The organism is Bradyrhizobium australiense (assembly GCF_013114825.1).
Taxonomy (GTDB): domain Bacteria; phylum Pseudomonadota; class Alphaproteobacteria; order Rhizobiales; family Xanthobacteraceae; genus Bradyrhizobium; species Bradyrhizobium australiense.
Genome location: NZ_JAAVLX010000020.1, coordinates 16,090 through 29,008 on the forward strand (window position 1 = coordinate 16,090; position 12,919 = coordinate 29,008).

General features: G+C 58.8%; 5 protein-coding genes and 8 pseudogenes. 6 read left to right on the plus strand and 7 right to left on the minus strand.

Features of this window, described 5'->3' with window-relative positions:
- Positions 1–339: 339 nt before the first annotated feature.
- The 3 genes and pseudogenes from HCN58_RS34490 to HCN58_RS34500 all read right to left on the minus strand — a co-directional run bounded on the left by HCN58_RS34490 (position 340) and on the right by HCN58_RS34500 (position 3,996).
- A pseudogene (locus HCN58_RS34490) lies at positions 340–1,380 on the minus strand (IS110 family RNA-guided transposase).
- 92 nt (positions 1,381–1,472) lie between these two features.
- Positions 1,473–2,658: pseudogene (locus HCN58_RS34495) on the minus strand (IS3 family transposase); the annotation flags it as partial.
- Positions 2,659–3,504: 846 nt separating this feature from the next.
- Positions 3,505–3,996 (minus strand): GNAT family N-acetyltransferase, encoded by a 492-nt coding sequence (locus HCN58_RS34500; RefSeq protein ID WP_171583768.1) that lies wholly within the window; start codon positions 3,994–3,996, stop codon positions 3,505–3,507.
- Positions 3,997–4,589: 593 nt separating this feature from the next.
- Here HCN58_RS34500 and HCN58_RS34505 point away from each other — a divergent pair.
- Positions 4,590–5,090 carry a GNAT family N-acetyltransferase gene (locus tag HCN58_RS34505; protein WP_171583769.1) on the plus strand — a complete coding sequence of 167 codons (501 nt, stop codon included), beginning with the start codon at positions 4,590–4,592 and terminating at the stop codon, positions 5,088–5,090.
- Between the two features lie 254 nt (positions 5,091–5,344).
- On the opposite strand, the gene HCN58_RS37685 is transcribed toward HCN58_RS34505, so the two are convergent.
- Positions 5,345–5,605 (minus strand): integrase core domain-containing protein, encoded by a 261-nt coding sequence (locus HCN58_RS37685; RefSeq protein WP_376701259.1) that lies wholly within the window; start codon positions 5,603–5,605, stop codon positions 5,345–5,347.
- On the opposite strand from HCN58_RS37685, the pseudogene HCN58_RS34515 reads away from it, so the two are divergent.
- Positions 5,552–6,548, plus strand: a pseudogene (locus HCN58_RS34515) (IS110 family RNA-guided transposase). The gene HCN58_RS37685 and the pseudogene HCN58_RS34515 sit on opposite strands and share 54 nt — an antisense overlap.
- 264 nt (positions 6,549–6,812) lie before the next feature.
- Here HCN58_RS34515 and HCN58_RS36520 read toward each other — a convergent pair.
- The 3 genes and pseudogenes from HCN58_RS36520 to HCN58_RS34525 all read right to left on the minus strand — a co-directional run.
- A pseudogene (locus HCN58_RS36520) lies at positions 6,813–7,703 on the minus strand (transposase); the annotation flags it as partial.
- Positions 7,704–7,838: 135 nt separating this feature from the next.
- Positions 7,839–8,054, minus strand: coding sequence for a hypothetical protein (locus HCN58_RS34520; protein ID WP_171583771.1), 216 nt, complete (start codon positions 8,052–8,054; stop codon positions 7,839–7,841).
- 225 nt (positions 8,055–8,279) lie between these two features.
- Positions 8,280–9,404 (minus strand): annotated as a pseudogene (locus HCN58_RS34525) (IS5 family transposase).
- Positions 9,405–9,684: 280 nt separating this feature from the next.
- On the opposite strand from HCN58_RS34525, the pseudogene HCN58_RS34530 reads away from it, so the two are divergent.
- From HCN58_RS34530 to HCN58_RS34550, 4 genes and pseudogenes are all read left to right on the plus strand, one after another.
- A pseudogene (locus tag HCN58_RS34530) lies at positions 9,685–10,868 on the plus strand (IS701 family transposase).
- A gap of 166 nt (positions 10,869–11,034) precedes the next feature.
- Positions 11,035–11,388 (plus strand): annotated as a pseudogene (locus HCN58_RS35420) (3-keto-5-aminohexanoate cleavage protein); the annotation flags it as partial.
- A 772-nt stretch (positions 11,389–12,160) separates the two neighbouring features.
- On the plus strand, positions 12,161–12,649 hold the full coding sequence (locus tag HCN58_RS34545) for a hypothetical protein (RefSeq protein WP_235984144.1): 489 nt from the start codon (positions 12,161–12,163) through the stop codon (positions 12,647–12,649).
- Positions 12,646–12,919: pseudogene (locus HCN58_RS34550) on the plus strand (D-2-hydroxyacid dehydrogenase); the annotation flags it as partial. The gene HCN58_RS34545 and the pseudogene HCN58_RS34550, both read left to right, overlap by 4 nt.

Below are 12,919 nucleotides of genomic sequence, written 5' to 3' on the forward strand. Positions count from 1 at the left end.
TCTTTCTCGCGCCAAACTTCGGTCTCTGCTGAGTGGCGTCGTTGATGATGCCCCCATATGTGGAACGGCCCGCGTGGCAAGAGCTTTTTCAGTCGATTTCACACATTGGAACGGTGCGGTCATATGTCCGGCCTTTTGCGCGCGGCGCATGACGGCTGGCCTCGATGAGATCCGCAAAACGAGGAGCTAAATCAAGTTTACGCGCTTGAGCGCATTGAGGCAGTAGCTTCACTCGTTTCGGGATTTCGTCCTTTCGTCCCATGGGTTCATCGTCTGTTGTTGCACCTTGCCCTCTGCCGGCCTGCGCCGGTCAGATCGTTTTGGCGGTCACTGCGTCCATCAGATGGCGACCGCAGTAATCGCCAGGGGGTTGGGACGCCGATAAGTTTCGCCCTTGTGCAGAAGCGCCCAGATGATCCGCGCCGTCTTATTGGCTTGCGCGACCGCTGCAACCTTGAAGGCCCGTCTGGCGAGGAGCGCCTTCAGCCACGGCCGCGCCCGAGCGTCGTTTCGGGCGACCCGCAAGACGGCTGTTGCCCCGACGACGAGGAGCGCGGAGTTCCGGATTTCCTATCTTCGATATTCGTCCTAGCCGCTCTTTGCCTCCGTTTGAATGAGACCGCGGCGTCAATCCCAGCCAGGCGGCAAAGTGGCGAGCCGACTTGAACCCGCCAGGATCCGGCACGAGCGCCTTGATGGTCGCCGCCGTAATGGCACCTACGCCAGGGATCGTGGTCAACCGACGCATGTCCTCGTCGCGCTTGGCCTCCAAGACGATTGCACGCTCGAGCCTGTCGATCTGGTCGGCTGAAGCTTCGATCTCATCGGCAATAGCCCTCAGAGCGAAGCGTGCTGCTGCGGGCAGGCGAGCATCTGTTTCGTCCCGCACGATCGCGACCAGCGCCTCAATCTTTGCAGGCCGGCGGTGGTGATGATGCCCAATTCGGCCAGATGCGCGCGCAAGGCGTTGACTGCCTGCGTTCGCTGCCGCACCAGTAGGGCGCGGGTCTTCAGCACCATCGCGGCAGCCTGCTGCTCGGCCGTCTTGGTCGGGACGAAGCGCATGGTCTTTCGGGTCACCGCTTCGCTTATGGCCTCTGCGTCCGCCGCATCCGTTTTACCTCGCTTGACGAACGGTTTGACATAAGCGGGCGGAATGAGCCGCACCTCATGACCGAGAGCTGCGATCTCGCGCGCCCAATAGTGGGCGCTACCGCAGGCTTCCATGCCCACCAGGCATGGCGGCAGTTTCACGAAGAAACGCAAAACTTCGCTGCGTCGTAGCTTTCGGTTGAACACAGGCGAGCCCTCGGCATCCGCGCCGTGAACTTGGAAAACGTGCTTGGCCAAATCCAACCCGACGGTGCTAACCTGCTTCATGGAACGGTCCCTCCTTTGTGGCGTTCGAACAACGACCACGTTCTAGCACTTTGATGCTGTTGGAGCGGGCCGTTCCACCACATCAAGTTTTGTCCAGACCTGAGTTCGCCCCGGCTGTTGGATTTGCCCGGTTGGGCAGTGGTAGCGACGGGAGCTGGCGCGGAGCCCTCGGCATAGCGCAGCGCCAGATCCCGGCGCGCATGGCAAGTGAAGGCGAACTCGGATGGCGTCTTCCATCCGAGCCGCGAGTGTGGGCGTGCATCGTTGTAATCGGCCCGCCAGCATCCGAGCGCGACGCGAGCCTGGGCCAGCGACGTGAATAGCGTCTCGTTCAGCAATTCATCCCGCAGCCGGCCGTTGAAGCTCTCGATGAAGGCATTCTGCATGGGCTTGCCTGGCGCGATGTAGTGCCAGGCAACGCGGCTCTAGTCGGCCCATGTCAGGATGGTGTTGCTGGTGAACTCGCTGCCGTTGTCGCTGACCACCGTCTTCGGCTTGCCGCGCTCCATCACCAGCCGGTCCAGCTCCCGCGCCACCCGGGCGCCGGAGAGCGAGGTGTCGGCTACCAGCGCCAGACACTCGCGGGTGCAGTCATCGACGACGGTAAGGATACGGAAGCGGCGGCCATCGGCGAGCTGATCCGACACGAAGTCGAGCGACCAGCGGTCGTTCGGCGCCATCGCCACCATCATCGGCGCCCGGGTCCCGATCGCCCGTTTGCGGCCGCCACGGCGGGCGCACCGCGAGCCTCTCTTCCCGGTACGGACGGAAGAGCTTCTTGTCGTTGACCAGATAGCCCTCCCGCTTGAGTAGCACATGCAGGCGTCGATAGCCGAAACGACGACGTTCCTCGGCGATTGCCCGCATGCGCTGGCGAAGGCCGGTTTCGTCCGCCCGGATCGTTTGGTATCTCATGGTCATGCGGCAGCAGCCGATGGCTTTACACGCCCGCCGTTCACTCATCCCGAAGGCGCCTTGGAGATGGGCGACAGCTTTCCGCTTGGCCGCGGGCGTCACCATTTCTTTCCCACCAGGTCCTTCAAGGCCGCATTGTCCAGCATGGCGTCGGCCAAGAGCCGCTTCAGCTGTGTTCTCATCTTCCAGCGTCTTTAGCCGTTTGGCCTCCGACACCTCCATCCTACCGAGCTTGGCCTTCCATTTGTAGATGCTGGCGTCGCTGACGCCATGCTTTCGGCACAGATCGGCAACCGAAACCCCGGCCTCATGCTCCTTCAAAATCCCGATGATCTGCTCTTCCGAAAAGCGGCTGCGCTTCATGCTCTGGTCCTTGTTGTGGGCCAGAACGAACTTCAAACTGGATTAAGCCCGTGGGGCAAGGTCATTGATGCTGTGTTTGCGGCACAGATCGACGATTAGAACCAAGCCTCGCGCTGCTGCTGATCTGCTGTTCCGAAAGGCGGCGAGGTTCGCGGGGGCTGGCCCTAGCGTGCGTAAGACGAACTGGATTGAGCCCTAGGGGTAGGTGATAGACGATGCCATCGATCCGAGACGATACGCACTGAATCTCAACGCGCTATGCCTTTTTGGGCCTCTTCGCAAGGAGAGAGGATCTTGATCAGCTCATGCGATAAGCGGCCGCTTCCATCGCCCACATGCCCGAAGATTTAACTCGACGGCTGCGAGGAAGTAGTACTTCGTCTTGCGAAAAGGAGTTGGGCGACGTCGGTAGCTTGACGAACATCGAGGAGTTTAGCTTTGAGAGTAGTCATGTGCCGATCGCCAGCGGTGGAGGTTGCGGCGGCGGAACTGCATTGCCGGGCGCAACTCCTCAATGTTCGTCCAGTCTGCGGCATCAGTCAAGGAATGGCTCGGTTGGATGAGCTAGATAGAGTTTAACTTACATTTTTTCATGGGCTGACGTGAGGCGGGGCTCATGGACAGCACAAATCTTTCAGGGCGCGGCGCTTCCGGTAGTAATGCGCTTTGCGATTCGTGACCTCGGCATAAGAACACCTCTCATGCCCACCCGAGCGGACCGGACCTACTCAGCAATTCTCGTTCTTATGGACGCGAAAAAACTGTCGGATCGCATGTTCCGGGCGGTGGAGCGAATGGGGAAATCCTTTCGGTTATCGAGGGTGCATGCGTGTCATAGTCGAACAGTCATCGCAACTGTTTCCACAGCCATACGTCATTGTGCCATTCACCTCGAACGAGTGAAAGTTCGCGTAGCATTGCCACACGTCGAAACCCGAACGAATTGAAATTCTTGGTCGCTCCGACATTTCTTTCAAGGGTGCGTCCCAACAGCGCACGTAGTCCAAAAGTGTTGGCCGACTCGATCAAATGGGCAAGCATCAGCCTTCCGATGCCTCTTCTTCGGTGTTGTTCATCAACGTAACACGAGATTTCGGAGAGCTCCATATACTCAGGACGCATCGAAAACGTATTTAGGGAGCACCACGCGATTACTTTCCCGCTGTCATGCTCATAAACGAAGGCGGCGTAGGGGTCTTTATGCTCGCTAAGCCAAGCCAACCGTTCGGTGCGAGTATCGGGCGACACTCGACTTATGGCAAAGACGCCGGGTGCCATGGCTTGATTGTATATTTTTGCGATGTCTTCAACATCTGAAAATTTCGCGCGTCGAATCACTATCAGGTCCGATTTGTTTGATAGTCCTTGCAATCGTGGAGCGCGCCACGCAGCTACGAGCGTCTGTCCAAACACTTCCGATCATATTTGGGCAGCTAGACGTCTGCTTCCGCCTGTGGAAAGAGCGAGCGGGATCGGCTTACGTGTGCTCAACAATGCGAGTATTTGAACTGTCTACACAAGCTATAAGCTCTGGTAGTTTTCGGAAGGCCCCTTGTGCGTTAGCGTTCGGTATCTAATCCTGAGAAACTGGGGCCGTTTCTGCATTGCCCTCGCGTTCTGAACATTTGCTGCAGCACGTTGCCTTAGTTCACCGGACAGGAGACTTGCCACCAACGTTCGCAAATCGCCACAATCCGGAGGGATCGCAGATCAACGACCTGTGGGCGAAACGGCGATAGCGACTCCAAGAGAACCCGGATAGCGTCGCTCGGGTCACCTAACGGCGTGAAAAAGAATGTTATTGATCAGTAACTCGTCGGTCAAAGAGGATGCGGTAGTTATTGTGCAGATCGTGTCATCTTTAGATGGTGCATCAGGTGTATCGCCGCATCATGCCGGATCGGATGCCACACGAGATTGGAGGGCTTCAAATGCGGTACGAAGTGCGCCGGCTGCAAACAGGTGATCTACCCGAAGTAACAGACATCTATAACGCCGCATGCCGGGATAGGGAATCAACGCAAGGAACACGCCCTTGGAGCGTCACAGAAATGAATGAATTTCTATTCGCGCTTCGTCCCTCATTTGTGTCCTACGCCTGTATCAGCAACGGTAGCGTGATCGGATGGACAGCACTTACTCGGCACCATGTCAATGAAGGGTTGAGGCAGACAGCGGAGATGTCGCTCTATGTTCAAGGGCCGTTTCGTCGTAAGGGAGTCGGATCCGCTCTTGCGCACGCTGTTCTAAGTCGAGCAAGTACGGCCAATCTACGTTGCATCTTAGCAATGATATTTGCTGATATCCCGAACGTTATTTCTTTCGCGGAACGGAAATGTGGATTTTCGGTCGCCGGATGCCTCCCCGGTGCGTTTCGCGATAGCGAGACAAACTACGACGTTCTGGTTCTCCAAAGACTTATAGTGCCGTGAACTCAACTGCGTACGAGGTTGTGGGACAACCACTATTCGAGCAAAGTTGCGGCGACATAGCTATCTGAAAATCGACTTGGCGAGATTCGGGCCATGCCCCGTTGTACTTGAATTGGCTGATCTTGCCCGCAGAATTTATCCAGTCTTGAGTTCGCCCGGAAAAATTTGAGGGATAGCGTAGCGACTTGGCTGGGAACAATCGGCATAGCGCAATGCCAGGTCGCGGCGGGCGGTGAAGACGACCTCACCATCTTTTATCCGAGCTGAGGTTGAGGTCGCCCGTCGTTGTAATCGGCGCGCCAGCATCCGAGCGCGACGCTGGCCTGAGCCAGAGACGTGAACCTTGTCTCGTCCAACAGTTCATCCCGCGGCCGGCCGTTGATGGGGAAGACGACCCCGCTCCCTCGGAGCCGGCGATATATACTGGCGATGTAAGAACCGCTAACAGGAGCAATGCACCAATGGAAGTCGCGACAATTGGGTTGGACATTTCGAAGCACGTATTTCACATCCATGCAGTTGATAGCGAGGGCCAAGTGACCAATTGCCAGCGCCTGCGGCGAGGCGAGATCACGTCGTTCTTCTCCTCGCTCGCACCTTGCTTGGTCGGCATTGAGGCCTGCGCCACCGCTCACCACTGGTGCACGCGAGATTCGGCGGTTTGGACACGATGTGAGATTGGTTCCGCCGGCCTAGCCTTATGTGCGACGAGGAGCCAAGAACGACGCCGCTGACGCGGCGGCGATTTGCGAAGCGGTCACCCGCCGCCATATGCGGTTCGTTCCAATCAAGAGCGTCGAGAGCCAAGGCTTCTTGACACTTCATCGCGCAAGAGGCCTGCTGGTCCGCCAGAGAACCATGACGGCTTGCGCTATTCGAGCTCACTTTGCTGAGTTCGGAATCATTGTTGGGCGGGATCGGCAAAGGGTGGATGGTCTGGTGGACTTGCTGGATGACGAGGGACTGACGCTACCGGCCAATGCCCGTATGGCACTGGCTGTTCTTGTGCACCAGCTGAAGGAATTAGACCAGCAGGTCGATGCCATCGAGCGTGAGCTGGCTCACATCCAGAGAGTAAATCCGATGGCGAAGTTGCTTTCCTCGATTCCCGGCATCGGTCCCATAACGGCCACGGCTCTCGCCGCGACCATACCGGACGCAACCATATTCCGCTCCGGGCGAGAGTTCGCGGCCTGGCTTGGCCTGACACCTAAGCAGAATTCCACCGGCGGGAAGGATCGGCTCGGCCGAATAACGAAACAGGGCGATTCCTATCTCCGGCATTTGCTTGTAATCGGGGCACGCAACGTCGTTCGGTACCCCGAGGCACGCTCCCGGTTCGGAGGCGGCTGGATCAAAGCTCTGCTTGAACGGCGTCGACCCATGGTCGTCGCTATCGCCGTGGCCAACAAGTTGGCTCGGATCATCTGGGCTATGATGACGACCGGAGAATCCTGAGCTCGCGACCTAAGCTGCCGCCTCCTGGCCACCTTATGGTGTGAGGGCAAATGACAGCATGATGGAAACCGGCGGAGTTGGGCGATCAAGCAAGCCCGAAGAGCTTTAAGCGCAACAAGCGCCACACGTTGATGAGGCCTCGATCCGCGATCTCCATCAGGGCCAGCGGCCATGGCATCGGTCGCACTAACAGGCCATACATGAACGTACCCGACCGTTATCCAAAGTGCTGCTAAAATCCCTTGCACCCGCGGGGCCGTCTATCCATGAAGCTCTGGACCCGGCTGTGATCTGGTCATCCAGGATGGCGTTGCTGGTCAGCTCGCTGCCGCTGTCGCTGACCACGTTCTTCAACTTGCCGCGGTCGATCACACGATCAAAGCATTCTGCATGGGCTTGCCCGGCGCCATGTAGTGGGTTGCCAAGACGGTCGAATTCCCGCGCCACCCGGCTGCCCGAGAGTGATGTCGTACCAGCCCAGGCACTCATGGGGATGGAAATCGACCAGGGTCAGGAAGCGGCGGCCGTCGGTGAGCTGATCCGATACCAGTGGAGCAATCAGCGGTCGTTCGGCGCGATCAGTAAGTCATTGGGTCGAATACAAATTTCCCGGTTACGCCCACCGGGGCGGCGGACTGCAAGCTTCTCTTCCCGGTAGGAGCCGGAACAGCTTCTTTTGGTTCAGCAGATAGCCCTCCCGCTTGAGAGGACGTGCAAGCGGCGATAGCCGAAGAGCCGGGCACCTCGGCGATCGGCCTCGTGCGCAAGAAGGCCGAGTTCGTCCGGCCGGGGCAGTCATGCCGCAGCAGCTGATCGCTTTACACGCGCGCCGTTCGCTCATCCCGTGGGAACCCACCAGCTGCGCGACACATTTCCGTTTGGATGCGGGCGTCACCACTCGTTTCGCAGCACGTCCTTCAAAGTCGTATTGTCAAGCACTGCGTCAGTCAAAATCCCTTCAGCCAGGTGTTCTCATCTTCCATCATCTTCAGCCGCTGGGCCTCCGAGATGTCCATCCCGCCGAGTGCGGCCTTTTGTGGAGGCTGACGTCACTCACACTGGGCTTCCGGCATAGATCGGCAACTGAAACGCCGGCCTTGAGCTCTTTCGAAACCCCGATAGCAGCTGCTCTTTCGTAAAGCGACTGCGTTTCATGCTCTGGTTCTCCTCATCGGCCAGAGCGAGCTCAACTGGATTAAGCCCGTGGGGCAATGTCACCGTTTTTCTTATCATCTGTTCGTTCCTCGTCGGGCCGAACCCAACTTTTTCTCGGAAAAGCGCACTGAAAGGTCAGAAAACATCGAGTTCGATCTCTTGCGCTAGCTCGACAATGCTTTCTGAATGATGGCCAATTCTGAGAGCGTATTTCAAAGCTTGGGCGCGGCTCAAGAATAGGCCGCCAAAAAGGCCATTCTGTTCGCGAGCAACCCAGTTGCCCGCTCGATTCCTGCCAACAAGGACCGTGGACGCCGCGGGGATGCGCGAAGGAGGTTCGCCCAACTTCATTTTTCTTATCCGTCAATGTGGAAGTGTATGTTCTGCTCTACACCTGACTGCAAATCTATGCTCCTGTTGTTCAACGACCAATTTCACGGCAGTCGGTTGATGTCGTCGCGTCCGCGCCGGTAACCACAAGAGGGCCTCCTTGTAAGTTGACCTGCCAACCGTTAGTCACAACCAGCGCATGGCATATTTCTGTCTCTTGCATCAACTCCTACGGTCGGTAGTTGACTAGCCAGCGGCCGGCCAAGGCCTTGGCGAAGCCGGGCACCTTGGCCATCGGCCGGCGTCCGCGATCAGCACCAGATTGTAGGCGGCGGCAGCGAAGGGTAAAGGCCCATCCGACGCGATCACGGCCACGGAAGTTCGTCTTCTCTTGCCCGGCGACCGTCTTGATCCAACCGAATGCCTCCTCGATGCGCTTGCGGATGCGCTGGCTGACGGCATAGCCGCCGTGCCGGGTCGTTCTCCCGTCAGCCGCAGAGCTGCGGCTGCTGGTGTTCTGTGCAACATGCGGCGTCACGTTCATCGAGCGCAGCTCGTTGACGAAGTCTTTTGCATCGTAGGCTTTGTCGGCGCCAAGCGTCGCCGCCGGCTGGTCGGCATGAGGCTCGATCATGTGCAGCGCGGGCACCTGTTCGACATGCCCGTCCGACCTGCGTCAGGCAGGCCGACCAGCAGGCCGTGTCGGTTCTCCATCAGTTCATGCCGATGAAGCACAGCTTCGTCTCCTTGCCTTTACCCTTGCGGTAGGGCGTGGCATCGCGATCGGTGGTCGAACCATGGGTGTCTTTAGAGCGTTTCCTGCCATGGAAGTCCGGTTCGGCATTGCGCCCGCCGCCTTGCTCTGGCGGCTCGCCCGAGCCGTCCTTGGGCTTGACGCTCTTCATCGAGGCCCAGGCCTCGATTAGCGTACCAAACGACCGAGAAGTGATCGCTCGACAGGAGCTTCTTCACCTTGGGGCTGCGCCAGCACCGCCGCCAGGAACTTGGCCGCGATGTCGCCTTCCAGCAGCCGGTCGCGGTTCTTCGAGAACACCGAATGGTCCCAGGCTGCGTCGTCGACGCCGATTCCGACGAACCAGCGGAACAGCATGTCGTAGTCCAGCCGCTCCATCAGAAGTCGCTCCGAGAGGATCGAATAGAGCGCCCGCAACAGCATCGCCTGCAGCAGCTTCTCCGGCGGGATCGACGGCCGCCCAATCGGCGAGTAGAGCGCGGCAAACTCGCTCTCCACCGCCGACAGCGCCTGTTCACCATCGTCCGGATCGCGCGCAGCCGATGATCACGCCGTACCCGCGCCTCCAGGTCAACGTAGCTGAACAGCTCGCCCGTTCGATTGTCACCGCCGCGCACCATCTCCTAATCTCATCGGAGCCAATGAATCACGGTCGGTGACCGGCGGCGAGCTCCTTTTTCAACAGCCTGCTAGTCTTACTGAGTCAGAGTGTCGCGGTCTTTGTCGACAGGAATCATATATTTGAGAAGACTCACTTTTCAGCATGGGGAGGCTGAGATGGGTCTCACAAAATCGGGAGACGTAGCGTCGCGCTTTTCGGCATATATTGAGGGTCTTGCAAGCGTGATCGGACATGCGGGACGGGCCAAACCGCTTCGCGATTACTACACTGGGCTGATGATGCCGTGCGATCGCAAGAGTGTCGAGCCGATGGCGGCGATGACGGCTCCTGAGCGGACAGCAGCGCAGCATCAGGCGTTGTTGCGTTTTGTCGGTCAAGGCGACTGGCGGATCAGCAAGTGTTGGCCAAGATCCATGAGTTAGTGCTGCCGGGCATCGAACGCCACGGAGAGATCGAAGCTTGGATCATCGATGATACGGGCTTTCCTAAGATGGGGCGGCATTCGGTCGGGGTTGCGCGGCAATATTGCGGTCAGTTGGGCAAGCAAGACAATTGTCAGGTTGCCGTGACGCTTTCGCTTGTGAACTATCATGCGAGCTTGCCGGTGGCCTACCGGCTCTATCTACCAAGGGAGTGGGTGACGGATCGTGCACGCCGGCACAAAGCTGGAGTCCCCAAGGAAATCACCTTCAAGACCAAGCCGGCGATTGCACTTGATCATTTGCGTTAGGCCTGTGCGGTGGGCTTGCCGCGCGGCGTGGTACTGATGGACGCCGGCTATGGCACCGACACCGCTCTGCGTGGGAGTATTACCGAACTGGGCCTGAGCTATGTGGCCGGCATCTTGCCACAAACCTCAGTATGGGCACTCGGAACTGGACCGCATCCGCCGAAGAAGTGGTCGGGGAACGGACGACCTCCAAAACTGCTACGGCGTGATAGCAAACATCGACCGATTTCGGCCAAGAAGCTTGCGATCGGTCTGCCAGCGCATGCTTGGCACAAGATCACGTGGCGTGAGGGTACGGCAGAACGGTTGTCTTCGCGTTTTGCCCGTGTGCGCGCCCGCCCGGCACACCGAGATTACTGGCTTGCCGAAAGCCGGCCGGAGGAATGGCTGTTGATCGAGTGGCCAGAGGGCGAGGAAGCTCCGACTAAATTTTGGTTTTCAACGCTTCCGGCGAACGTTGGATTCCGTCAGCTGGTCGATATCGCCAAGCTGCGCTGGCGCATTGAGCGCGACTACCACGACCTCAAACAGGAGGTCAGCCTTGGCCACTTCGAGGGACGAAGCTGGCGTGGCTTCCACCATCATGCAACACTGTGCATTGCCGCCTACGGATTTCTGGTCTCCGAGCGAGAGGCGATTCCCCCCTCAGAGACAGCCTCCACCAAGCTATTCACGCAAGCTGCAATTCCCGAAACTTATCGGCCGAGGGGATCCGCCACCGCGGCCTGAACGACACGTTCCAAATTCGATTGCGACCGTTCGGAGAAGACTGAACGCTGCTCTCGTGTCTACACTATCTCGATGCCCTTGTTGCATCAGGGCAATCTCAAGTCAAAGTAGCTATCGAAATTTATGACGCAGTAAGACTAGGCCACATTGAAACTGCCAAGAGACTGTATCTGAACAGCTGATTGAGGCGCCATCCCTTTTCCAGTTCTGTCTCAGCACGGGGTATGGCGCGCCTGGTGTTCCAATCGCTCTCCAGGCGATGCGAGAAATTCTACCTCCGGGAGCCGTCTGGGGTGGATTCGGCTGCGGCCCAGACGAAATGCGAATGGTTGGACAGCTGGTGACAATGGGCGGGCATGTCAGGGTAGGATAAGAGAATAACATCTATCTTCGCCGTGGCGTGCTGGCAACCAACGCCGAACTCGTCGAAAATGCAGTTGGGATCATCGAGCGCATGGGCGCCAGCGTCGCCACACCTGCCGCGGCGCGGGCAATTCTGGGTGTTAAAAAGCCAGGGTAACCGTGGTCAAGGATCCGCCATGGCTTACGACATGCCGGACCCTCGGTCTGGAACGTCAAGGTGAATCGTCGGCATTTTCGCGCACGACCATCACTTGACGCGGCTTGCGGTCTCCGGTTCTGGCTCACGAGCCAGCGAAACCAAAGAAGAAGTGTGGCCAGCAACTGCCCGGCGTGCGCCGGATCTCTATACCCCCCGTCGACACCTCAGGAGCGATGCAAGATCCGGCCCGGATGAAGGACTCGATGGCGGTCGATCGCCACCGATAAGGACGAAGATGGCCGTGCGCCCCGAGCGCGCGAACTATCAGTGAGGGAGGATCTCACCCGGATAATTGTCGATAGGTCCGGAAGCTGGCAGGCGGCTCGGCCGGGTAACTGGCTGGGTCGGAGCCCTGCGACGAAGGCGGCCTTGGGCTGCTGAGCGATCCGATGGGCCGTAACAGAGTGAATCCCGAGCAGGCCTCGAAAGTTCTAATGTGGATGCCGACCCTCCGGTCATTTGGGGAAGGCCGCACGTGTGGGGAAGCAATCGACACGCGCACCCGCGCGATCCGCCGGGGTAGTGGGCACGGCACGTTGGAAGGGTGGTTCGCAGTTACAGGGGGAGACCCGTCGCGGACGAGAGTAGCGGCCTCAGCATCGCATCAGGCGGTGGTCACGGCGGGAGTCGGACGGGGCAATAGGAGCGTTGAGGCCGAGTAATGCCGGCGGAGCAAAGGGCCCCGACTTCTGGTGCGCTTTTGAAGATGGTGAGGTGAAGGTGATTGGTGATGAGCCTGACAACGCCTGATAAGATCCGGAGCCTTCAGAGAAAGATCTACTGCAAAGCGAAGGCGGAACCCACCTTCCGCTTCTATCTGCTCTACGACAAGATCTATCGCGAGGACATCCTAGACCACGCGTATCGGCTCGCGCGCATCAATGCGGGTGCGCCGGCTGTGGATGGGATGACATTTGCTCGCATCGAGGAGCAGGGCCTGGAAGCATGGTTGGCGGGCTTGCGCGCGGAACTGGTCTCGAAGACGTACCGACCTGATCCGGTGCGGCGGGTGATGATCCCCAAAGCGAATGGTGGCGAGCGTCCGCTCGGCATTCCGACCATTCGTGATCGAGTGATTCAGACTGCCGCCAAGATCGTGATCGAGCCGATCTTCGAGGCTGACTTCGAGAACAATGCCTACGGCTACCGGCCCGCTCGCGGGGCGGTGGACACGGTCAAGGAAGTGCACCGGAGCGCTTTCCCGATCTGCGTGTATTGAGCGCCAAGGACCGTGCGTCGCTAGAAGCCCACGTGGCGGATGCGGATGTCATCGTGGGCTCCGGCATCGATTTTCCTGTCCAGATATTGGACAAGGCGCGTCGGCTGCGCTGGTTCCAGTCGACGTCCGCGGGCATTGACGCGATCTTGCCGATCCGCGATCGCGTCGGCGATCTTATCGTTACCAATGCTCGGGGTATCCATGCCGATTCCATTGCGGATTTCGTAATGACGGGAATCGGCGTGATGCACTGGGACTTTCCGCGGTTCA